We start from the raw sequence: 24,022 nt of genomic DNA, 5'->3' as shown, positions 1-24,022 counted from the left end.
GGATAATTGCCAACGCCAGGCCCACTGAAAGAAACGCAGGCTTGTTTTGGCTCGGAACTAAGTTCATGCGATTTTGCATCGAATTCATCTCCATCGCTTTCGGCAAAGGAACGGTCGTTGGTTGCTGAACGTGGGCGAGGCAGTCTTCGAGTAGTTCGGCGACTTCGTCCGCTGATGCGTGGCGGTCTTCGGCCAGCTTTGACATCAGTTTGCTAATGATCGCGCACAACCACTCGGGAATGTCAGCGTTGATTTCACGAATCGGTTTTGGCTCGTCATCGGTGATGCGGCGCAGGACTCCGTAACTTGTTTCCGCTCGGAAGGGAGCGCGTCCGGTACACAATGCGTACAGCACGCTGCCAAGGCTGAATAGATCGCTGCGGTGGTCGATGGATTCGCCTCGCGATTGTTCGGGGGACATGAACTGCGGGGTGCCAGCAATGACACCGGTGCGAGTCATCGCTGCGTCGTCGACGGCGCGGGCGAGTCCAAAATCAGTGATTGAGACACGTTCGACCCCGTTGTCCAACAAGATGTTGGCGGGTTTGATGTCACGGTGAACGAGACCTTGGCCGTGGGCTGCTGCCAGACCAGCGGCGATCTGACTGCCGACTCGCAACACTTCGGTCGTCGTTAGTGGACCATCATGATCCAGTCGCTTTTGCAACGAATCGCCGCCCACGAATGGCATCACCAGATACGGAAGGGAACCTTCGTTCGATACGCCGTGAATGGCGATCACATTGGGGTGGATGACCGCTGCGGCCGCTTTGGCTTCCCGAGCAAACCGCTTGCGAGCCGACCCGCTGCTGGCGAGATGGGGAGCCATCACTTTGATGGCCACAATGCGATCGAGCGCCCGCTCATGAGCTTTCAGCACCACGCCCATCCCGCCCGCGCCAATCACCCCCGTGACTTCATAGCCGCCAATGCGACCGAGCGATTGTGGGTCGTCGGTGGGGCCGAGCGACTGGAGTACTTGTTCGATCTGTAGTGACGTCCGACTCACGCTATCAACCGACAAATCGTCATCGGAATGTCGCTCGGAAGTTGCTCCCAAGAATCGCTCAGCTTCTTTCCAAGCAGGCGCGTCGGCGGCTGTGGTCTCCAATCGCAGTCGACACGACTCGCACGTATCCAAGTGACATTGCAATTCGCTGTCTTCACGATCACTGAGCCGCCCGCGTAGGAACGCGAGGAAATAGTCGGGCGTGATGCACAGTGATTGTGTGTTGGTCATTGATTCTGTTCCTCAAGTTCTGAAATCACTTCGCTGAGTCGAAACATGATTCGGCTGCGAGCGGTATAGATTGCGCCGATGCTTTTGCCAAACGCTTTGGCGACTTCTTCGATCGACACGTTGCCCGAAACCGACATTTCAAATGCTTGCCATGATTCGGGGCGAAATTCAACGCGTACGGTGTTCGCGGCTCGCTGGTAGAGTTCGCGGCGGTATTCGGTTTCAATCAGCGCCGTCGTGGCTCCATCGGGATCAACGATTTCCTGCAAGAGATTCTCAACAGACGACCCACCTGCGGCTTGATCTCTGGGCGTCCGCAACAGGGCATTCAGAATCGCATTCTTCGTGACGCGGCTGAGCCAATGACGAAACTTCGTCGATTCGTCACGTTTTTCCCAATCGCCGACAGCTCCCGCGACCGCCATCAACACCTGCTGTGACAAATCCTGCGCGTCCGCGTGTTGCAATCCGCGCGACACAGCGATTCGCACGATGACGGGCCGATAAATTGAGGCGAACCGCTCCCACGCATCCCGATTTCCGGGGTCTCGAACCTGCACCAGCAGGCTGTCACGTGTTTCAGGGAATTCGCTCACAAAATGGTCTCCTACAGGGACTAACACATCCCCAGCAGCATTCTGTCAGAAAACTTCTGAAACTGTCAGGTAAGACATCTGCACAGCTCGGCTCGCCCACCGGAGTTTCGCCAAAACTCCTTGCCAACTCGAGGCTATTTTGCCTTTCCGTTTCTACGCCAGCACCGCGCAGCGAAACGCGAACGAACTGAACAGTGCAGTGAGCAAGACAAAGACGAGAAACGTGATCGTGCATTTGGGACCCAGCCGGATGATCCATGTCCCGACGAGCAGCTCGGTGGTTGTCAGCAAAATTGCTAGCCAGAAGGCCTCCGGCATTCGCTGCCCCAACAAGTGCGAGATAAATCCTGCGGGGAGTAGCGTTGGCATCGCGCTGGGCATCCACAGCAATGCGATCCACAACCGACCAAGCTCCATGTGCCCAACGAGCCATGCATATGGAAGATACATGCAGCCAAACAGAACGCCGATTGGCAAGCGAAAGCGAGAATCTCGCACGGCGACTCGAATTGTGTAGATCAACGCGGAAACGAACAGCACACCGCTCACCACGGTCGTGAATTTGACGAGGGCGGCGATGATGATGGCCGCTACCATCGTCATTAATAGCGACGTGCGCAAGTCAAAACGAATCGGTCGACTTGGTTCGGCATCGAGTTCGCTTTGTTGGATCGGTAGGTAGGTGAGCGAGAGGCAAACCGCCAGACCTGCGATGACGAAAGCGATGGCAGTTGCAGGAACGAGCGGCGGCGTCCGACTTTGCTGCATTCCCGTCCACTGGAGAATTGCGGGAACGGCCAAACCAAGTCCAAAGGCCACGCAAACGAGTAGCCAATAGAGCAGCGTCGGTGTGAGTCGTTGAGCGATTCTCATGCCGTGTTTACACCATTCTTTCGTGTAGGTCACAAATCGCGAAGGGAACTATTCTTTTTCTTTTGCAAGATACCGACGGGCCGCCATGAGAACTTGATCTTTACTTTGTGAGATCGACTCCGCCGTGTGATGCACAACGACATCGGGTTCGATGCCTAGCCGTTCGATGGGACGGTCAAGGAAACCGCGATAGGGTTTGACGCTGTAGATCACGCGGTACGCGCCGCCGAGAACGTCAATGGTTTTCTTTCGAGACGAGGCGCCTGCCGTGGTGGTGCCGAAGAACTTGGCGCGGCCGTTCGCTCGAAACCAACTTGCCCAGCCTTCGCCGGCGCTGATGCATCGCGAGTCGATCAAAACAGCGATCGGCCCCGAAAACCGGCGGCGATCAGGTTCAGCCGTATCCGTCAGATCGAAGTTGCGGAACGATCGTGCTGCATCAAATCCGCCACCACTGTTTCCTCGCACATCGATGACCAACCCTTCGCAATCGCTCAACTCCTTGACTGCCCCGTCGAGTTGAGCGATCAGGTCATTGCGAATCCGACGAACGTAGATATATCCGGTTTCCTCATCGAGTCGCTTCCAAGCCACGCTGGCGGAATCTTGGATGTCATCGATCGGAACGGGCAAGCGTGGCAGGTACCGGACACCTTGGTCTGCAACCATGCGCAGTTCAGCTTCGTCACCGCCGGGGGTTATAACACGCAGTCTTACCGGCGCACCCTTCTCCCGCTGCCGGCCAATCCACTGGGCGGCGTGGTATTTCAAGTATCGATCGCTGGAGTAACCTGAGTAGCGTTTGGTCTGTTTTGTGATTTGTTCCAACAGCTCGCCAGCCTCAATTTCGCCCACATGCGTTACCACGCTGCCGACTTTCAGCCCCACTTGATCTGCTGAAGATTGACGATCGACGTGATACACAATGGGGCGTCCATCGGCGTCCAACAGACAGGCGAAGCCGGGATCAAAGAGCGGCACTGGAGCAGACGTCGGTTGCAGTTTGCCCGGCATTAGGTAGGCGTGACTGTCCTCAAGCCTGGCAACCAATTCCTGGCAACGCAGACAAAACTCCTCGCCTGATTTCAACATTTTGCTGCGAGGTAGCAGTTCCTTACCAACGGCTATCCAGTCGATCTGCTTGACGTCAAAGTGCGCATATTCGCTGCCCAGCGTTCGATAGAGATGTCCAAACGCATCGGCATATTCCTCGGGAGTCCAGGTTGTGGCAGTCTCACCCTGGATAGTCGCCTTCCACTCAGGTGAGGCGTCGAGCAATGTTAACGGTCCAGCAAACACGATTGAAAGCTGCTTGTTCTTTAACAAGTCTTCCACGCACTGCGTCATACCACGATGCCCGCTCACGATCGCGAACGCAGTCGACCGCATCTTCCCGACTGTGCCGACAACGGATCGCACAAAGTACGGCTTGCCCGTAAAGAACTCATCACAAAACTCAGAAACCGCAGCCGGCAAGTCGTTGGAGTTGTGCGAGAACGCGACGAAGAAGTCGCCTTTGTCGGCATACGCTTCGTAGCTCGATGGCTTGCGCTGCGTCAATTGCTCGTAGGCTGCTGTAAGCCGGGCGAGTTTGTCGGGCAGGTAGTTCTCGTGCTGTTCAAGAGCTTTGTCGAGATGCGCTGCGACGGCCAGTTTCTGATGGTCTGTCTTCAGTACTCCAGCGATTTCACTGCTTCGGTTGTTCGCGTATCGTGGGTCCTGGGGAGCAGTTACGATAAGTTCCGCGAACAATCGCAGAACGTTTGGCGGCATATTCCAATTGCCGCTCAAGCCAGCGTCGACAGCGAAACGCCTGAGCATGTCAGGAGATTTCGGGTCGGCGGCGTGATAGAAAATCTCTTTCGCTAACGGGTCCTCCGGCCAGCCAGCAATTGACGCCACCCATCCACACATCCTGGCACCATTGTTGGCTGTCTTGAGTCCGTCGCGGAAGATCTCAAGTTGTTGTCGTGCTGTCAGTTCGGTGGTCTCTCGGTTTTTGTACAGCTCTTCGAGTCGTCGGCCTGCCGCTTCATCGTTGGGGAAGAAGTTCTCGTAGTCTGGTGGCCGATAGCCGTCGGTTGCGTTGTACGCGAAGGACTCACTCGCTGGCGGTGGCGCATAAGGCGGCTTGGCTCCGCTGGGCAGGCCATTGGGCAGAAACTCTGCTAAATCGCGGAGCTGCCGAACTTTCAACACCATGGGAGAAAAGGTCTCGTTGAATGTGAGCTCTGTCCGTGGATCGGCGTCCAGCTTTTCGATCATTCGATCTCGCGCACCGATGCCTTGCAGCAGGCAAACACCCACGTGTTTTCCGTGGTCGATTCGCGTTACGAAGGACAGGATCATCTTCGCCTCAACACAGCGTTCCAGATGCTCACGCAATTCCTGATCGCCCTGCACGTCTTGGTGCGTAAACGCGACGACAAACCTTCCGCGATTGGCAAGCGAGCCGATTCTGGGTGATCGCTTACCTACGGCTTTTTCGTGCAATTCCAACGCGGCGATCACAGCGTTGTCACCGAGCTTATTCGATTGCTCAAGCAACTGATCCAGTTTTTCAGAAAACTGCGATGAACCACCATACGTCTCCAGCCCACAGCCGATCCGGCGTTGCATCTGGCCACCATATTGCTCGTAATTATTGACGAGCGTTCGGACGACATTCAGCGGATGTTTTTTCAGTACCGTCAGCCCGTAATACATCCCTTCGTTTGACACTGGCCCGCGAACGTCCGAAGCGTGGTACAACAACTCGATCGCTTGCGGGTTTTGCTGTTTGACGCCCCATACGAATCCACCGACCTGAGCCAACACCTGGCTGTGATAAACCTGAGTGTGCCGGAGTCCCTGGCGAATCGCGGCCAAAACGTCTTCCGGCTTGTGATGTCCACCCAACAAGCCGCTGAATAACGCATCGAGCTGTTTTCCTCCCTCTGGATCATCTGGAAAGAATGCCTCGAAATCGGGAGCCGCGTATTTGTCGTCACGATTGAAGGCAAACGGCGGCGAGATCCTTGCTTCGTCCGCGAGCTTCAACTCGCCTCTACTTGGTTTCTGCTGCGAAGCAGTTTGCGATGCAACCCCGTCCCGCTCTGGCAGTTCGGTCAGCAAGCTCAGCGACATCGCCTGATATCGCTGCTGAGCAAACACCGCATTTTTGCTGACAACCAGAAACACGGCAACGGCCAGCAAGAAGGCAAACCGAAGTGCCAGAATGGGTGTGTTTGATGTCATCTGAATTTCCCTCTTAAAATTTGCCGTATGTCAAACTATTCGGAGCCTGTCGAGCGATTGATGGTGCGCCCTATTTTGAAATTTCCTTAAGCCGTTCGAGCCTGCCGCCTATTTTGACTTCGGAAACAGCTCTTCCACCGGCAATGGCTTTTCCAGATCAAACAATGCGTCAGGAATCTCCACATCGAACTCAACGTAGAATTCTGTGATGTCATCCCCGGCTTTGGGACGTGAAGATGTACGACGCACGCGAGTTGGATACCAGCGACCTTTGGGCGATTGGGCGACAGACTCGACTATATGAGACATTCCGTGCATGTCCCACCGCATCACCAAGTGTTCACGATCCGGGTCAATCCAGAATCGCCATCCTCCAGGCAACGCACGCTTTTTGTTGTCCGCTGGATTCGACGCAGAGTCCGAGCGACCACTGGTAGCAACTCGCAGCAACACGGTCCCTTCTGGGCCATCACCTCGATCGGGCTCGATGATCGCCTCCTTGTTCTGGCTCGGGACGCCCAGCGGAGGACGACCTGCGTAGTCTGGCGTGAGCGTATAGAAGGAAGGTATCCATTGCTCAGCATCAATCCCTGTTCCCAGGGGTCGTCCAGCAACCGCTTCCCGACGCTGGCTTCCATCGGGCTGATTGATCGTCCGCACATCGAACATCCGTTCGACTCCGGCAATCGCAATACTGGCTGGTTGGTACTGGGCTTCTTTCGCGCGCCCGGTCCACCATTTTCTCATGTCAGCATCTTGCGGCGGTTCGACTGGGTCTACCTCAAAGAACCCAAAGTCACGACGGATGCGATTTCCTTTGCGGTGAACGACCTCGACCTGGTGGTTTCTCCACGAAGGCCCCTTTCCATGAGTATGTACAACCACGGCGCGAAAGTCGTCGAACCGCACACGTCCTGCTGCGACGCCCGCAATCAATCTGGCCAAATCATCCTTCGGAACTCGATCAACCAATTTCGCATCTCGAGGAACGCCCATCGCGTAGATGTCCTCAGGCCCTGTTTCCGGATAATCGAATGTAGCCTCCATCGAAAACGATTGGCCGTTTTGCTGTCCGGTGGCGCGACCAAGGTGCGGCAGCTTTGAAATCGGATCGACTCGAAACAAGACCTTGATCGGCTGCTCCATGCCCTGAATTATTAGCGTCAGTGTGTAGTCCAGCCATTCGCGACCAGTCTCTGTGACCTTTTGCGTTTTTTGATTCTCGACCGTTAAGCCATCACGACGCTCTCCCAGGAATTCCAGTTTCGCTAGCGGGTCGTCCGGTGCCGAACCATTCGCTAGCAGCAAGGAAAAGGCTTCGACGAAATCAGCTAGTCGGCTCTGTTGCCCTTTGTCGAATTCCGGAACCCGGTACAACACGCGTTCGGTAGCTTCGTAGGAATAGAAGACCCTGAGAGTATGGTCACTGAATTTCGTCCATTCGTTGTGCCGAGTTGCCGACACGTTGCGAATCGGCGAGTACCAAACTTCCTCTTCACGTTCCGCAGTCCCTTTGGCCGTTCCACGCAGCGTCATGTGAATCCACGGCTTTCGGCTGACCGCTTGAGCGACATCGGCCAAGCTAACGGATGTCATGCTGAAATGAATCAGCAATACCAGCGTCGCAGCAGCAACGGTCGTCACACCAAAGATCCACCGACGCCGGTTCTTGGTTCGCGAAAGATGGACAGTCGGTTCTCTGGATACGGCTTCCCGGTCAGGGGATGGAATATCCTCCCCGAACCCAACGCTCTCCGGAAAGAGTCTCGGTTTGGGAAACCCGCTAACGCATTGTTTTCAAAGGGATTGCAGCAAATCGGTTGGGCTCGGTCAATCGCTTTTGCGGATGGGACGCTCGCGAAATTCGGAACGGTCGGTTAACAGCGGGGTGTTAACCGGAGGGCTTTCGGTTCTTGGCGAAAGACAAATTGCCTCCCGGTTACAGCGCGTGCCCAACTGTACATAGGCACTACGCACGACGAAAACGAATTATCATACATCGCTTAGCGACTTACAATGGCATGCGTGTCACTGTCCCGTCGACAAAGGTGACTTCGATCCAGTTCTGGTCGTCCGCAATCCGGATCGACGTAACACCGCGTATCGTTTGATCATTTCCTTCTGCGTCGGTTTCTTTCATCGAGGTAAAGCGTCTCACTCCAGCAGAATAGGCCCAGCGATTGTCGGGACTTCCAAGGTCTGTTCGATAAACTTGCCAGAGACGATTGCACGGCAGGCCATCGTCGCCCGTATCCAGCGCGGTAACCCGCGTTTCGACGGTCCAATAGTTCGATGGAAACGATTCGCTGGTCAGCAGTTTGACGATATCTTGTCGCCCAGCTTCCATCGCATAGTCGACAACTCGTTGGCCATCGGCTCCCGTCTGGCGGTGGTCCGCACCCGTGTCGACGAGCATCTTGACGATTTCCCAATGCCCCTTGTTGGCCGCATAGACGATTGGTGTAAATCCGTCTTTCTCATAACAGTTCACGGTGGCTCCAGCCTCAAGCAAATTCTTGACATCGAGGTCGTCTCCTCGGAACGCTGCCCAATGCAATGCATTGCCATCGTAGCTTGAAACTCCATGTCCTTCATCGGGATCGGCTCCCAAGAGGAGGTAAAACTTAGTTGCCAGGGTTCGGTCTGCCTTCAACGCTCGGAGTAGCCGTCGATCGAGACTTGGGCCTGTTGCCACTTGAAAGCCAATGATGCCGATCGCAGTCAGCGGCATTAAAAGCAGCAAGCCTCGGAGCGAGAATTGGAAGCGGAACTTTCCTCGGATAACTCGCTCGCACCCTCGTTGCTCATGTGTGCTTCGAACGGCGCAGCACCGCTGGCGCGTTGTTTCATGCAATCGTCCACGTGATCGGTATGAGCCACTAGCTTGGAGATCGTCTTTGATACATGTTTGACACGGGCGGCTAAGGTCAACATTGAATCGCGTCACTTGCACCAAATAGTACCAAATAGTTCGGAAACTCCGGAATTGTGAGATTAATGTTTTTCTACGATGCGCTCTGTGCTATGACGTCTCGAAAACAGCGGCGACGATTCAAAGTGATTTCGCGAGTGTCTGCCAATGAAAACGTCTTCCAAGTTTCCAAGCAGAACGTCTCGATAGAGACTGCAGACTGTCAATGAGGGAGTTCTGAAGCAACTTGATTCGCTTCCTTTTTGGCTGCGATCGCGGCAACGAACCAATCGAAGTAACCTGTGGGGATTTTATTTCCAGTTCCAATGCGGGGCATTCCTCGAGTGAAAGCCTCATTTCCCTTCGCAAGCATTTCGTTCGCTTCGTCCATGTTCCCCAAGCGAAACATCGCTATGGATTTGAAATGGGAAACGATACTGATATCTGGACCAAATTTCGGATGTGCAACCTTTTCCACTTCTCCTGAGCGTTCCAGCAGCTCTTCATTTCGTTCCGCACGCATTAGGGCAAACAGCAAGGCAAGTCCGTCGTAAATCGTCTTGTATTGTTGCCATGCGTCCGTAGAGATTTTAATGGCTTCATCGAGATCATCGACGGCACCAGGCATGAGACAAGCGACACGTACCAAACGGCCACGTTGTCGTACTTCCGTTTCAGGCAACTCACGCGCAAGCGCAAAAGCTGCTGTTGCCTGGTGGTTGTATTTTTCTGCGTCGCCAAGCATATAGGCAACGTAGGCAGCGTCGATTCGTGCTCCCGGATGTTTAGGATCGACAGTGAGTACTCTTTCATACCTTAAGTAAGCTTCGCTCCATTGCTGGTAGATCGAAAATGATTCGCTGATGCGGCGAACCATTCCATCACCGTCGACCACTTTTGGCGGCACGATCGGGCCGCGCGTGCTCCACAGTCTCACGGCGCCACTATCCTGAGGATGATCGGCAAATATGAGATCACCGGACGGACTGAACACCGGAGCGTTACGATGATGGCTGCGGGAGTTGGCGTTGAGGGTTAGCATCGACTGCATGGTGGCCAAATCCCAAAGCTTGACGGTTCCATCTTCTGCTCGACTGGCCAGAGTTCCATCATCGGGGCCAAAGGCCAGTCCTACGATCGGTCCACGATGAGCGATCATGTCAGTAAGCTTTTCCCAACCATAGGTGTCGTAAATCTGGACATTTCGTGCAGTTCCGATGGCCAGTTCTGTGCCGGCATGATTGAAAACGACCGCTCGTAGGTCTGGATGCTCCACATGCAAGAGCACTTCACCGCTGGTTCGCTTCCATACCTTGCAATGCAAGCCATCAGCTCCGGTCACAAGCAAACCATTCGCTGAAATCGCTACTGATTCGGTCCAGCGATTTCTTAATGTAAATACCTGTTCCCTACTGCCACTGTGTAAGTTCCAAAGTATCACCTGTCCTTGTTCCCCACCCGTTACCATCCATTGTCCATCGTTTGACACGCTCACCGATCGCAACGGCGTTTCCGCGTCGAACGTTTTCACAGGTGCCTTTTTTTCCAAATCCCAAACGATCGCTGCTCCATCCGCACCGACTGAGACTAGTTGCTTTTTACCGGGAAGAAACGCCACACCAAAAACGCCGGCAGTGTGCGCCGCCAATTTACTCCTCTGACCGGTATGCGTATTCCAAACCTCAAGCACGCCTGGATTTTCACGTCCCCAGAACACTCCCTCGGCGCATGCAAGCCAATCGCCTGAGGGGCTAAAGCAAGCGTCAGCGATTTGCTCGGTCTCACTCGGTAGTTCCGCCATGCCTTGTTCGGTCTCAAGACTCCAAACTTTCACGCTACCGCCGCGATCACAGGAAACCGCTTGCAAGCGGTCAGCGCGGAAATGCACGGAGCACACCGCTTCGTCATGCCCGTGCAGCGTTTGAATCGTTTGCAGTGTTTTGGCATCGAGAATGGAAACCGTTTGACTTGCTCCGCCAACGATCAATCGGTGGAACAGTTTTCGAGAATGAATCTCTGTGAACTCAGTCCCGACAAGACGCCTCGTCCGGGATCGTATCGCTACTGGGGCGGTGAGGAATTTGATCAACTCTACACGTCGTAGGATCAAGCGACTTGGTCCGTCAACTGGAAAAACCATCGCCTCTCGATCGTTCACTTGGAATGGGAGAATAGCTGTGGCGGCGACAACCGCGACTGGGTCATTGCCGAGTCCATTGAGATTGCCGAGGAGTTCATCCTGGATGTCAGTCGTAAGACGCATGCTCCCGGCAACGCGATCCTGGTGTTCTCAGGTGGGCGATGGAACCGCAGCGAGGCTCTCTACAATGCCACGCAGTCAGCTTCATTTGAGGACCTCGTTCTGGCGGATGATTTGAAGGCGACCATCCGCGACGACTTCAACGCATTCTTGCAATCCGAGGATCGGTACAATCGCCTAGGGATTTCTTGGCGTCGCGGTGCTTTGCTGATTGGACCGCCCGGAAACGGCAAGACGCACTGCGTTCGCGCGTTGGTCAAGGAGCTTTCGGTGTCGAGTTTGTACGTTCAAAGCCTGAGTCATCAGTACTACACGCCCGAACAAATGTGGCACCAAGTGTTTGACCGAGCCCGAGGGTTGCGGCCATGCCGACACCACGCCACAAACCTCCCTGTACACAACTCAGTTTCTGCCGATTCTCTGTTTCGTGGAATTGAGCAAACCTTTGTCACAGCGTGACTTGCGGGCGAAACTGATTCTTCGGTTGGTCTATTCGGTCCCAACGCTTGGGCGTTTAGATGCTGGCTCGGTTAACAGCATGTGTTAACCCGTTCGCTGTTTGTTCGTGGCGTTAACGGATTAGCACGAAGTGAGACATGGATCGCCGACACTCGCTGCGTGAAAAGACGTGACGGTTGTCGGGTCTTGGCGGTGCCGAAGCCGGCGAAGTTACGTGGCGGAGGGCTAGATTGGATTGCGGGAATCGGATCCGCCGGTAGGCTCGTCGCTTCGGCGGGGTACAAATACTCTGCCACTCCGATTGTCCTCGGATTTGCGAGGCTTTTGGTCGCACGATGGCGAACATTGTCCACCCGCTTTTGACACTGCTAGCTTCGCTGACGCGGCAGGAACTGGCCCAGCAGATTCGCTACCTGAAGGCGGAGGACGAGATCCTACGCTCGAAGTTACCTGGTCGCGTCACGCTGGACAATCGTGAAAGAAACACGCTGGTCAAACACGGCAAGAAGCTGGGCGGGAAGATCAAGGATGTGATGACCATCGTCTCGTATTCGACGTTCTGACGCTGGGTTCGGAAGATGGAAGATGACACACCGGCGCCCGCGAAGAAGTCTGCGAAGAAGGGTGGGGGCGGCCGAAGGTTGTTGAAGACGTTCGCGAGACCATCCTTGGGATCCGCAAAGAAACCGGTTTTGGCTACAAGAAGATCTTGCAAGAGCTGCGGCGAATGGGTGTTCAACGGAATTCTTCGCACCACGCAAAGCTGGTACAACCAACGCCGCGGCCATTCATCCCGCGATCATCTACCGCCGATTCGCGACGACGCGGTCACGGTGCCGATCAAGTTCAGCAAAGACAACGTCGTCTGTGATTTGCAACTCGGCGGCCACCTGCTGTCGTACCGGCACGCTGCCTGAGCAAACCGAACCTCCCTCAAACCGCTCGGGTGGTAGCCGCTTCTACGCTAACATCTCCGCAAGTGATTGAGCGGCAATGTGTTGCAATGACGGCTAGCATGTTCGCGACGTTGCCGAACAAATAAGCCCGCTCGCGCGAGAGCTGAGGCGTTGCGATGTACTCAAACTCGACCGAGAGTCGCTCCCCATCTACCCATGCGAACACGATTTTCAACGGCCGAAATGTTCATTCGAGGTTTTTGCCCCCACGGGTTAGCATCCGGACAAGCGAACTGTCTTTAGCAACACTCATTCAGTTTTTCTCTATGCAATACAAATAGGTTGCGCCGCGGAGAAACAGCTGCTTGCCGGCCAAGGCGGGTGAGGCGTCGAAACGCTCATCGAGTTCGTTGGTCGCGAGCACCTTGCACTGTGGGGAGCGATCAAGCACCATGGTCGTTCCATTGCGGCCGACGATGTACACGCGACCGGCGGCGCCGACTGGAGACGCGTAAATGTTTGAGAGTTGGCCGAGCCGTTCGGGGCCGAAGACAACTTCACCTGTTTTTGAATCAAGGCAAGTTAAGATCGACTGGTTGGATTGGTTGTAGTAGAGCAACCCATCGTAAAGTAACGGTGATGGGATGTAGGGCGTACCACGATCCTGTTTCCAGAGAATCTTTTCGCTGGCGGAAGTATCGCCGGTCTCAGTCAGCGGAATCGCCATCGCGGCATAGCCTTCATAGCCGCTCATGCAGATCACGTAGTCGCCGTCCACCACAGGGCATGGAATCACATTTCCAGTCAGACCGCTGCATTGCCAAATGATCTCGCCTGACTCGAGGTCGTAGCTGCGAACCGCGCCGGATGCCGCGGTAATGACTTGCGTTTTGCCGCTATGCTGGATCACGCGCGGTGTCGCCCAAGCGTTGCCTTCATCTCGCTCTCGCTTCCAAAGTGTGTTGCCAGTTGTCGCATCAAGCACCTCGATGGTGCTTTGGCCAGCATGATCGCGAACGATCACCAGCTTACCGTCATGCAATACGGGTGAGCAGCCTTCACCAAGACTGGAACCAACCTTGGCTTCGCCCAGATCTCTCTCCCAAAGCTTCCTGCCATCAAGGTCATAGCAAAACATCCCGGCCGATCCGAACCAGCAATACAAACGCTGGCCATCGGTTGTCGGTGACGACGACGCAAAATCGTTGTCGTTGTGCGCTCCCTCGTGGGGGATCTTTGTCGCGGCAACTTGACGCCACAATTCTTTCCCGGTATTCCGGTCGAGGCACACCACGATAAAAGCGTGCTGGGCGTTGGGAAGCTTGATGTCGAAGAAGTTTGTCTTGGGCTGGTCCTCTGGGTCGGGAATGGATGGGTCTTTCACCCCGGTGTTGATTGCCGTCAAGATAAAGACCTTCTCGTTCCAAATGATCGGCGTTGAAGTTCCTCGACCCTCGATCGCAACCTTCCACTTAATGTTCTTGTCTTCACTCCACTCAACCGGCGGATTGGCGATCCGAGAAACACCCGTGGCATCGGGGCCTCGCCACTGAGGCCAGTTGTCCGCGAAGGAATCACCGAAGGCGAATACCTGGAAGAGAAGCAGTAGAAGGCATGCGTTCAGGGCGGATTCGTTTTTCATGTTTGGTATCAGGTGACGTTGCGAAACTCGTCAAGAGTTTCGGTTGATTGCGGGTTGGGTCGGCCGAAAGTCTTGACGACTTTCGCTACGGGATTTCTAGTGTTCCCGTACTGGTGCCAAATGTGTCTGTCTCGATTCCAATGTTGTTTAGAACGTTGACAAACAGATTGCACAAAGGCGTGTTGTTCAATTTGTCATAGGCCACGTATCGTCCATGACGGTATCCACCGCCAGCAAGGATAATGGGCAGATTGCTGGGGTTGTGTGCGTTGGCGTTGCCAAGATTGCTCCCAAACAGCACCGAAGTTTGATCCAGTAATCGACCATCCGCTTCAGAAGCTCGCGTCATCCGTGATAAGAAATCGGCAAAGCACTTGAGGATTTCGGTTTCGATAATTTTGAGCTGTTTGATTTTCTCCAGGTCTTGCCCGTGGTGCGACAAGTTGTGATGCTCCGCCGTGACACCATCGATCTTGGGAACCACCAAGTGATCCTGGATGACGACGGTGATAATCCGCGACGAGTCGGTTTGCAGACACAGTGGAACGAGATTCATCAACGTTCGCGCTCGGCCGATCAGGTCCGCCGCATCCGAGATATCCTGCGGTGGATTTTCATCGACCTCAGGTTTCGGCCGATCGAGCCATGCATCGGCTTCCAGTAAGTCAGCTTCCGCCGCGCGGATGGAATCAAAGTATTCGTCCAACTGTCGCCGATCGCTCGCACTTGTTTGTCGATTGAGTGCTCGGGTCTGCTCGGCGACACTATCGAGAATGCTGCGTCCGTCTGCCAAACTCTGGCGACTGCGGCGCACCTCCTCGGGGCTGCCGTCAAGGAACAACTTCGCGAACACAGTCGATGGCCTGTCCTGAGCCGGAATCATCACACCGTTGCTTGTGTAAGACTGGCTTTTCTGCGTATTGCTACTCAGAGAAATCGACGGGAATCGGGTCGCATAACCAAGATTCGCGGCAGCATACTGGTCAACCGAAATGGAATTCTTAAAGCCACCCAAACCAGGATTGCGAGCCGCCGTCAACCAGGTCATTTCCGTGTCATGCGGTTGCTTTCCGTTTTGGTCGGGATGCGATAGGCCGGCGAAAAGCGTGAAGTCGTTGCGATGATCTTTTAGCAAATCGAGGTACTCGGTGCTGTCGTAATCGCTGCCCGGCGTTTTTGGAAACAATGACGGTGGATGCAATCCCAGCGTGTTGCAAATGGTGACCATTCGTTTGGGCGGTAATACAACTTCACGACCGACCGCGCGATTCATTGAGTCGAGCAGCGGAAGTGCGATCGCGATTCCAGATGCCTTGAGTGCAGCGCGGCGAGAGAGGGGAGTGTGCATTATCGGTTCCTAAAAATGTGGCTTGCGACCAATTGATGAATGAGACTTCGGAGTGGATATCCATCCTCGCGTGTCTCCTGCAGGATTCGTTCGATCTCTTCGCGGTCGGCAAACTCTATTTCTGCACCAGTCGAAAATGCAATGAGCTTCGACAGAACGTTACGGGCAACCTGTTCGGTCGATTTTTGCAACTGATGCTTGTACTCACGAAGGTCGTCGAACTCAAAGCCATCCGCTGTAACACCTGACGTATCCACCGGAAGTCCTAGTTCGTAGTCCTTGTGTAGGAATCGAAGCCCGGCGCTGATCTCTCGCTTGACGCCTTTGCTATTGCGGTAGCGATCTCGAAATCCCCCCACTGGATCAAGGCACTCCAGTGCAAACCCGGGCGGATCAATCCGTTGATGACAGACGGCACAAGCTTCGAGCTTTTGATGTTTCTCAAGTGTCTCGCGAATGGTCGTTGCGCCACGCGTGTCTGGTTCAATCGAACCGACGCTTGGCGGAGGAGGATTGGGAGGAAGACCTAGAAGATTGGTCAAAACAAAATTGCCGCGTTTAACCGGTGTCGTGACGGTTCCGTTTGCGGTCACTTTGGCAATCGAAGCGTGCGTCAGAATACCGCCGCGAACGCTCGTCGGATCAAGCTTGACCTTTCGCATCGTCTCGCTTTCCACACCAATGATGCCATAGTGTTCCGCGAGGCGGCGATTGAGAAACGTGAAGTCTGAGTCGATCAAGTTTTCGACGCTTCGATTTTCATCGATCAGATGTGCGAAAAACTCACGCGTTTCCGCCAACATGGCTCGCCGTAAAACGTCGTCGTACTCGGGATACAAATAGGCATCGGGAGTCGTCACGTCGATACGGTCAAGCTCTAACCATTGATCAAGGAACTCGTCCACAAATCGGTCACCTTTTGGATCATCCAGCATTCGATCGACTTGGGCAGTCAGCGTTATTGAATCCGACAACTGACCTTCGGTAGCGAGCTTGGCTAATTCTTCATCAGGAAGACTTCGCCATAGGAAATAGGAAAGACGGCTAGCAAGGGCATCGTCCGTGATTTTCTTCGCGTTCTCGTAGCGAAACTCGTCAAGAGTTTCGGCGGGCTCGGTGTGTGAGGAGGTTGGCCGAAAGTCTTGACGACTTTCGCTACGTTTTGTTTGATTATCAAGGAAAAGCAACTGGGGCGAAACCAAGATGGCTCGAAGAGGGATCCGAACCGAATCAACGAAATCACGGCCCTCGTCAAGGCTGGGCTTGGCAAGCGATACCAGTGCATCGATCTCCTGGTCGCTTACCTTCCGGCGAAATGCCCTCGGAGCCAACTCCGCGACAACCGCTCGGACATGCTCGATCGGCGGTCGCGTGAGCACTGGATCGTAGTAGCGAAAGTCGTCAAGACTTTCGGTCGTTCCCTTGTCGTTTTTGCGGTTGTTTGGAAAGTCTTGACGACTTTCGCTACGGGCCTGCCACTCAACTCCGGAAAACAACTTTCGTGTGCGCTCCGGCGGCCAACTTTTTTCCAACGGACCTTCGACGGTGACGCGTCGGATCTTGACCCCCTCGCCACCGTAGGTATTCGCCGGTTGTGAGTTGTAGATAACGCCGCCGTCGAGTGCAGGCTCCAATTCGTCAGCGCTGACGTAAATGGAATCGTCTGGACGCAAGTAGGTGATTGTTTCCACTTCTCGATAGTCCGATCCCGCAAGATCCCATGCCTCAAGCAACTCGCTCTCGCCCTGTTGGTCATTCTGGCGTTTGAGACTTACCGTGATGGAAGACCGTGGTTGATGTGCTGCAGCCGTTATCGCAACGCGATACTGGCCCGCCACCGGCGGCCGAAATCCGTTCGTGTCAGAACGAAAGACGAAGTTCTCACCTCGAAAAGTGACGACGTCGTGATCCGTTTTGAAAATCGTCCCACCGCCTTGGCGAACTGGCCGATCGACCCACATTTGAATATAGGGAGAATTGAAATAATCGATTTCCCGTTCCGCCATCGGTGGCTTCCGTCCCAACTGAATCGCCTCGTCCAATGCAAGGTCCGCTGCCATCAGTAGACTTCGTACGTGAACACTCGACATCTCCTGAGTCGCCGCGATCACATCAAACGCTCCCGATTCGTTCTCCGGCGGCAGATGCTTCGCCAAGTTGCCACCAATGCCAAGTAAATCATGAAGCGTATGTTCGTATTCCTGACGACTGAGTCGACGTGAGGGAACTCGTCCGAGTGTCTGTTGCGATCTACGATTGACACGTGTGAGTTCGGTTTCGAGTAGCGACAGCGCGGCTGAACGAGATTCTTCACTCGGCGCAGCCTCCGTTACCGGCGGCATTTCTCCGCGCTCAACGCGATCAAAAATGTGAACCCATTTTCGAAAAACCTGATCGTTTTCCAGGTCGTAGCCAAGCGAAGTGAAGTCGAGACGGGTTTCGGTATTCGAGTCATGGCAACTGAGACACGATTCTTGGATGAAGGAGTTCAACCCGCGGCTCAGATCATTCGCAGAGTTGAATCCCGGCATAAAAAGCACGAGCGCGATCGCAGCTCCGACATTGACGGATGCACAATGTGGTATCGATACTCTCATTGGTTAGCCACCAGTGTCATTCGCCTGTCTCATGCCGAGATTGCAGGAATGCGAGCAGGTCAAATATCTCTTCGATCGTGAATGTGTCCAGCAGCCCTTCAGGCATGCTCGAGACGTCGGCTACCCGGCGCTGCTCGATCGATGATTTGGCAATCGCTTCCATTTTATCGGGTTTGAGCAGGTTAGGCAGCAAACGAAGCTGATCCTCGTTTTCTTCAATCACCACTCCCGTCAACAGTCGCCCGTCGTCCACCAAGATCATCTGTGTCTGGAACTCTTTGTGGATCTCGCTGGAGGGAGCGACAATTTGTTTTAGCAGCTTGCTTCCTTGGAATCGCTTAGTGACGTCGGTTAGGTCTGGGCCGTATTTGGAACCCTGTCCGGCGATCGTGTGACAGCGACTACAGGCTGCTTGCTCAAAGACGAGTTTGCCATTTTCGGGCGATCGACCGCTCACTTGATCTGGGGCCGATCCGAAGTTGTGAAATTGCCACTTCGTGATGAAACGCCGATCGGACATTGGAGCAATCGTCTCGTTGGCCACGTAGTCGATAATTCGTATGAATATTCTTCCATCGTTCATTTTGTCCGGATTCGCTTGTCGAAACTCATTCCACAACCGATTGGCTCGACCACGTCGGTGTTCCGACATGCTCGCCAACATCGTATCGACGTACTGCTGATGTTGCTTCGGTACGTAAGGTTTGGGCAGTTCCATTCCGGCAATTTTCATGAGCAGTGCCGAATTGTCGGGTTGCCTTTTCGTCTCTGGAGCCGTTGCCAGATTGCCGACGTCGTGGTTGCGCTCGTACGTTTTGCCGGCAAGTTGGATCCCGCCGTCTTCAGGCAATGATTTCGGCAGCGAGATTCGGATCACTGCACCGACACCACGTTCCATATGCGTCGCAGGCCCCGAGGTGCTGGTCCAGATATTCCCCTCGTCGTCGAACTCGATTTCGCGTGTGTAGGAAACTCGCGTCGGCAATCGGAACTCGACTAGCGTTTCTGTTTTCGGATCAAAACGATTAATCGTGTCATTTCCGGTACCGCAAATCCAAACGATGCCTTCTTTGTCAACGTTCAGCGCATAAGGTATTTGGTTCTCTGCGTCGGGTAATTCATACACAGTCCATACTTCGGTATTCGGATCAAACTTGCCAAATACACCCGAACCAAATCCGGGAACCCAAACCATCCCATCGGGCGCAACGTGCAAACGTCGAGGACCGCGAAATGGAGGATTCCATTCCTTGATCGCACCATCCTCCGCCTTGGGGTCGATTCTGCCGATTCGATTTCCATTCAATTTGGAATACCAAATCATGCCGTCGACGGGCGAGAAATCCAAACCGTAGGGTGTAATCCCCCGCGACTCACCGCGGCCCGCGCCGATTGCCTGGCCGGCATCAAGCAGCTTGTATTCCTTGACCACGTGTGTCGTGGGATGGATTGAAAAGCAAGAATTGGAACCCGCATCGGTGTACCAAATCAAGCCTTCGGGGTCCTTGGGATTGATTCGTAGCGTATGAGGATAGTCGCCACGTTTTTTGGGAGCCTCGGCACTGCTATAGACCTCAAAGTCATGTGTCTCGATGTCGAAGCGAACCATCTGGCCGCTCGCGCACATGGTGGTCCAGAGGCTGCCATCGTTTGCGGTTTCGATCGAATGCGGCGCGTAGGTTCGTGGTGGAAACTCGTACGGCGTTTGCTCTCCAGTATCTGGATCCAAGGCGATCATCCGGTGCCTGCTGATGTTGACCGCATAAACTCGCCCATCGCGACCAACTTCCAAATCATGAAAAGAACCCTGCAGCGGTTCATCCATCTCCCACATCGTGATCGTTGCGGCAGCCGCAAGTCCCGTTGGAGCAGGCGGCGGAACAAAGGTTGGCCACTTCTCAACGGCGTTGTCTTTGTAGGTCGCCATCAGCCGCCCGATGATGGTTGACTGGGTATGTGGGTACAGCCCCCCAAACCCATCCATTCGCCGCAGCATCGTTTCCCAATCGACAGGCTCTTCCGGAGTGCGAAAGCCGACTGTTCCAACTTGGTGACAGTAGGCACACATCATTTTGAAATTCAATTTGTCACGCGGGTCGTCAAAGGCAAGCATGCTCATGGCGCTGCTGGCCGGACGCTGTAATTCCAATTCTTTTCCGACTGCCGGCCGCGTTTGAATCACCATATCTTCCGTGCCGGCGACGATACCGCTGAACCACTCGTCGGAAAGCCCCATCAGCCGAGCGCGGATGTTATGTTCGACCTTCCTCAATCCGGAAATTGCAAACGAGCCGTCTTTTTGAGTGAAGACGGACGTCCATTTTCGCTGTTCGTCGTCGATCGCAGATACCATCACGCCTTCAACACCATCGTTCGATACATCGACGACACGGCCACGAATCGAATGCCCCGTGACATCGGCGGCGAGTGAGCTGAGTGAACAGGCACCGCCCCAGCCGGTGATCAACATTAGCAATAGCAAAGGGTTCAAGCGAATCATTCAGAATCTCCGGAGGTATCCAGTACAGTGGCCTTGAGTATCAAATCCCGGAAGTTCTCATCCGGAACATCGGTCAGTGTCTGCAACAGGGCGTGCAAACGTTGCAAGTCTTCGTCGTCGAGCCGAATCTCACGATGAGCATCACTGCTCATCACTTCTCGCAACTGATCGGGCGATATCGAACGATTGCGCAGGGAAGGAATTGGCGGGTTCGCCACCAGATCACCAAGATCGGGTAGGTGATGACAGGAAAAGCAGCGTCCGGAATGAAGAGCTGTGTCGCTTTCCAATGCGATCTTGAATCCCTCGTATGCCAGGCGATTCATTCTCGGCGGAAGCTTGATCAGAATCCTTCCTTCTTGGTTTGCCAGCCGACCCAAAATGCGGCCGGCCAAGTCGCCATGAGTTTCACCCGACTCGGTCTTGGCCGGAATCCGATTGACATACAGAAATGCGTCAAAAGGTGAGCGAAATAAGGATTCGAGGCGATGAATGTGAGCCTTGGACTGCTCCCCTTCCCCCGGTGCCGCTTCGCTCGACGACCAATCGAACGCTTCCTGCAAAGCATCGGAAGCCAATTGCTGAATTTTCGATTTGAGGCGGTAGTGAACTTGGGGCAAGCGAACTGACAACTCCCGCTTCTGCGAAGGATCCTCCACCAAGTCGTAGAGCTCGAACCTTGTTAGTTTGGATTGCTTGATTGCCGGAATCCAGGACTCATGAAATTGATTCAATTGGATGAACTGTCCACGGAGCGTTTCTACTTCCCGATCAGAAAACCCTTCGAAAAGCTTTGCTTCGAATGAGCTTCCCCGTGTTTCCGTCTCGAAAATCCCCTTGGTCCGCAGCGTCGCTTCAATCCTCGCTTTGATGGAAGCAATCGCCTGCTGATCTTTGGGAACTTCACCCTCGCGATAGGCAACCATCGAGTAGCGTCCGTCACGAATTGCAAACGGCGGACCGCCAAGTGGCTCACCCCAGAACAACGGCTGATCTCTCGCAACTTTTTCGGATTTTCCGGTCAACAGATCAGACAGATCGGTTCCGTCGAGATGTACCTGTGGCGGCTGGATACCAATCAATCCACAGACAGTTGGGACGAGATCAACCAGTCCTGCCGGTTCACTCGTCACGGCCCCGGCCGCGATGTGACCCGGCCAATGAAAAACCCCAGGAACTCGAATTCCGCCTTCGTAGTTGGAACCCTTGATCCCTCGAAGATCTCCGACACGGTCACTTCGGTAGCTGCCATTATCGGAGGCATAAATAATAATGGTATTATCGGGCTCCTCGACGTCGTGAAGCTTTTCGAGCAACCGTTTGATCGCCCGATCGGTATTCGCAACCGTCGCCGAGTAAACTGCCGCCGGGTCGGATTCTTCTCCGTATTGCTGGACGAGGTCGTCTGGTGCGGCGAGCGGCGCGTGAGGTTCATGAAACCACACATTCAGAAAGAACGGCACTTCCTTGTTAGAACGGCGGTCGAGCCAACCCGCGGCTTCGGTGACAACCAGATCACAAGAGTAGCCCTCGAGCTCTCCCACCTTCTTACCGTCGCGAATGAAGTTCTTTGGGTTCCGATGGCTTGGTCCCGCATTGTTGGCCGTCGCAAACCAATAATCAAAGCCGTGATCCGATGGAGTCGGCTTATCCGGATACTTCGCCGTCGGCATCCCTAAATGCCACTTACCGAAATGAGCCGTCGCATAACCTTCAGCCTTCAGCAACTCCGCTATCGTCACCTCGCTTTTGGGAAGATGGATCCGTTGGTCGTTGTCGTTGATCCAGCTATAGATACCACAGCGAAGATTTGTTCGCCCCGTGAGCAAGACGGCTCGTGAAGGCGAACAGACAGCTGCTCCCGAGTAAAAGTCGGTAAATCGCATTCCTTCGCTGGCCAGTCGATCCAACGTTGGCGTCCGGACGGGCCCGCCAAAGCAACTGATATCTTTCCACCCAAGGTCGTCCGAGAGCAGCACAACAACGTTTGGAAGACGCGATTCGGCGAGCGAGATATTTGAAGCGAGCAACACACACAGCGTAGCGAAACTCGTCAAGAGTTTCGGCGCGGTCGGACGCAAGTTTGATTGCCGAAAGTCTTGACGAGTTTCGCTACGAGAGTAGGTTTTTCCGATCATTCAGCCCGCTCCGCCAGTTCAATGGTGGCGACCGCTAACCCGACCGGTACATAGAGCGTATGACACCAAACGGTATCGACAACCAAATCACTCGCTGACTTGGCAAACTCCCGTTTCATCGAGGCCAGTGACGGGTCGAGCGTGAAATCCTCGAGGGGCAAACTGATCTCAAACACTTCTTGCCCTTGGAATTGTTCACTCGGCAATACAACCTGGAATCTGCCGGCAAAGGTGCCGTCTTCCGTTTTCAGTGACATGCCAACGTAAAGGTCAGTGGCGCGATCAAGACGGCCCCTCACTGAGACGATCGACCGATCGCTGGTCATGATGGGTGCGCCTTCGGCTGCCGTGACTTGAAACGAGGACGTGTAGATCGTTCGCCCATCCTTGGTCATGTAGGGAATGCAATGCAGCAGCGGCCCCGCATCACCCATGGCAGGAAGCCAGCGACCAAACGTACGACTCGCTCCCTCTTCGAGTCGACTGCGCCATTGGTAGGCAACGCGCGATATTTGATTGACGCTCAAATCGTGGTCCGCTGCGGCGACAACCTGGTGCTGCGCGGGCACCTCGACCTGACGGCCGTCACTGAGTCGCTTGACGCGCACCATTCCCTCGGTGACATTCAGCGCCGTCGAAGCGAGATCGGCATCGACGTCAAAGCTTGTTCCAATGACTTCGAGAACGGCAGATCGAGTATGGATCAGCATCGGACGGCCATCCGGTTGCGGCGCGACATCTGCCGACAGGTTGCCCGACTTCAGATGAAGCACCTTCTGTCTAACCTCTGAGTAGGCAAGCATTGAATTCCCAGACGTTCTGACTGTCGAGCCGTCGGTGAACTCCAGGGCAAACCAAGACTCTGGTGACAGGCCATCAATCGTTCCGCCCGGCAACTGCATTCCGATCGTGAGATCGCTTCGGACTTGCCCGCCATCACCTGTCCATTGCGAAGGTCCGCTGAGACCGACGATCGTCGCGATCGCTTTGTCTACTGGATTCGAAATCGAGTAAAGGCTCGCCATCAACAGTACTACGGCCGCAGTCGCCACGAACCAACCGGCGGCCATCGTCCATCGTAGAGGGCTCGCCTGAGACGTTTCATCATGTAGCTGCCTCGGCAGTGAAAGCATGGTAACCGTTGGCAACTCGGCTACTTCATCACATGCAATATCTTCGAGCGTGGCAATCAGATTAGTTTCGCGCAGGAAGATTTCACGAGCCCCAGCGTTCGTCTTGAGAAGTTGATCCAACTCTCTTACGTCGTCCTCACTGAGAGTCTGGTCTTGATAGGCACGAGCCAGCGATTCAATCGAGCGATTCAT

17 protein-coding genes are annotated in these 24,022 nt (G+C 54.5%); 4 read left to right on the top strand and 13 right to left on the bottom strand.

Annotated elements, in window-relative coordinates:
- The 5 genes from Poly51_RS29405 to Poly51_RS29385 form a co-directional block, all read right to left on the bottom strand.
- A partial coding sequence (locus Poly51_RS29405) for a serine/threonine-protein kinase (protein WP_146462519.1) occupies nucleotides 1-1,240 on the bottom strand: 1,240 nt, incomplete at its 3' end.
- Nucleotides 1,237-1,836, bottom strand: coding sequence for an RNA polymerase sigma factor (locus Poly51_RS29400; RefSeq protein ID WP_186775903.1), 600 nt, complete (start codon nucleotides 1,834-1,836; stop codon nucleotides 1,237-1,239). The genes Poly51_RS29400 and Poly51_RS29405, both read right to left, overlap by 4 nt.
- Before the next feature lie 153 nt (nucleotides 1,837-1,989).
- Entirely contained in the window at nucleotides 1,990-2,709 is a 720-nt protein-coding gene (locus tag Poly51_RS29395) for a hypothetical protein (protein ID WP_146462517.1), read from the bottom strand.
- A 48-nt stretch (nucleotides 2,710-2,757) separates the two neighbouring features.
- Nucleotides 2,758-5,946 (bottom strand): S41 family peptidase, encoded by a 3,189-nt coding sequence (locus Poly51_RS29390; protein WP_146462516.1) that lies wholly within the window; start codon nucleotides 5,944-5,946, stop codon nucleotides 2,758-2,760.
- A 108-nt stretch (nucleotides 5,947-6,054) separates the two neighbouring features.
- The gene (locus Poly51_RS29385) at nucleotides 6,055-7,542 is read right to left on the bottom strand and encodes a hypothetical protein (RefSeq protein WP_146462515.1); all 1,488 of its coding nucleotides are present in this window, start codon (nucleotides 7,540-7,542) and stop codon (nucleotides 6,055-6,057) included.
- A 6-nt stretch (nucleotides 7,543-7,548) separates the two neighbouring features.
- Between Poly51_RS29385 and Poly51_RS29380 the strand changes: the two genes are divergently transcribed.
- Nucleotides 7,549-7,827: a hypothetical protein gene (locus tag Poly51_RS29380; protein ID WP_146462514.1), complete on the top strand. Its 279-nt coding sequence runs from the start codon at nucleotides 7,549-7,551 to the stop codon at nucleotides 7,825-7,827.
- A 130-nt stretch (nucleotides 7,828-7,957) separates the two neighbouring features.
- Here Poly51_RS29380 and Poly51_RS29375 read toward each other — a convergent pair whose 3' ends face one another.
- Nucleotides 7,958-8,677, bottom strand: a complete 720-nt coding sequence (locus tag Poly51_RS29375; RefSeq protein ID WP_246114861.1) for an ankyrin repeat domain-containing protein — start codon at nucleotides 8,675-8,677, stop codon at nucleotides 7,958-7,960.
- A gap of 403 nt (nucleotides 8,678-9,080) precedes the next feature.
- Nucleotides 9,081-10,844 (bottom strand): WD40 repeat domain-containing protein, encoded by a 1,764-nt coding sequence (locus Poly51_RS29370; protein WP_186775902.1) that lies wholly within the window; start codon nucleotides 10,842-10,844, stop codon nucleotides 9,081-9,083.
- A 171-nt stretch (nucleotides 10,845-11,015) separates the two neighbouring features.
- Between Poly51_RS29370 and Poly51_RS29365 the strand changes: the two genes are divergently transcribed.
- From Poly51_RS29365 to Poly51_RS31120, 3 genes are all read left to right on the top strand, one after another.
- The gene (locus Poly51_RS29365) at nucleotides 11,016-11,576 is read left to right on the top strand and encodes an AAA family ATPase (protein WP_186775901.1); all 561 of its coding nucleotides are present in this window, start codon (nucleotides 11,016-11,018) and stop codon (nucleotides 11,574-11,576) included.
- 335 nt (nucleotides 11,577-11,911) lie between these two features.
- On the top strand, nucleotides 11,912-12,139 hold the full coding sequence (locus Poly51_RS29360) for a hypothetical protein (RefSeq protein ID WP_146462511.1): 228 nt from the start codon (nucleotides 11,912-11,914) through the stop codon (nucleotides 12,137-12,139).
- A 15-nt stretch (nucleotides 12,140-12,154) separates the two neighbouring features.
- Nucleotides 12,155-12,493, top strand: coding sequence for a hypothetical protein (locus Poly51_RS31120; protein ID WP_222435952.1), 339 nt, complete (start codon nucleotides 12,155-12,157; stop codon nucleotides 12,491-12,493).
- Between the two features lie 292 nt (nucleotides 12,494-12,785).
- On the opposite strand, the gene Poly51_RS29350 is transcribed toward Poly51_RS31120, so the two are convergent.
- The 6 genes from Poly51_RS29350 to Poly51_RS29325 all read right to left on the bottom strand — a co-directional run bounded on the left by Poly51_RS29350 (nucleotide 12,786) and on the right by Poly51_RS29325 (nucleotide 24,022).
- Complete coding sequence (locus tag Poly51_RS29350; protein WP_146462509.1) at nucleotides 12,786-14,114, bottom strand: PQQ-binding-like beta-propeller repeat protein; 1,329 nt, start codon at nucleotides 14,112-14,114, stop codon at nucleotides 12,786-12,788.
- A gap of 85 nt (nucleotides 14,115-14,199) precedes the next feature.
- Entirely contained in the window at nucleotides 14,200-15,462 is a 1,263-nt protein-coding gene (locus Poly51_RS29345; protein WP_146462508.1) for a DUF1552 domain-containing protein, read from the bottom strand.
- Nucleotides 15,462-18,059: a DUF1592 domain-containing protein gene (locus Poly51_RS29340; protein WP_146462507.1), complete on the bottom strand. Its 2,598-nt coding sequence runs from the start codon at nucleotides 18,057-18,059 to the stop codon at nucleotides 15,462-15,464. The genes Poly51_RS29345 and Poly51_RS29340 overlap by 1 nt, the downstream gene beginning before the upstream one ends.
- 16 nt (nucleotides 18,060-18,075) lie before the next feature.
- Nucleotides 18,076-20,559: a virginiamycin B lyase family protein gene (locus Poly51_RS29335; RefSeq protein ID WP_146462506.1), complete on the bottom strand. Its 2,484-nt coding sequence runs from the start codon at nucleotides 20,557-20,559 to the stop codon at nucleotides 18,076-18,078.
- Nucleotides 20,556-22,697, bottom strand: coding sequence for a sulfatase-like hydrolase/transferase (locus Poly51_RS29330; RefSeq protein ID WP_246114858.1), 2,142 nt, complete (start codon nucleotides 22,695-22,697; stop codon nucleotides 20,556-20,558). The genes Poly51_RS29335 and Poly51_RS29330 overlap by 4 nt, the downstream gene beginning before the upstream one ends.
- On the bottom strand, nucleotides 22,694-24,022 hold the full coding sequence (locus Poly51_RS29325) for a FecR domain-containing protein (protein ID WP_146462505.1): 1,329 nt from the start codon (nucleotides 24,020-24,022) through the stop codon (nucleotides 22,694-22,696). Before Poly51_RS29325 ends, Poly51_RS29330 begins: the two co-directional genes overlap by 4 nt.

Origin of the sequence: Rubripirellula tenax (genome assembly GCF_007860125.1) — a bacterium.
Lineage (GTDB): Bacteria > Planctomycetota > Planctomycetia > Pirellulales > Pirellulaceae > Rubripirellula > Rubripirellula tenax.
The sequence above is the reverse complement of the archived record's forward strand: the minus strand, read 5'-3'. Positions and strand labels throughout refer to the sequence as shown.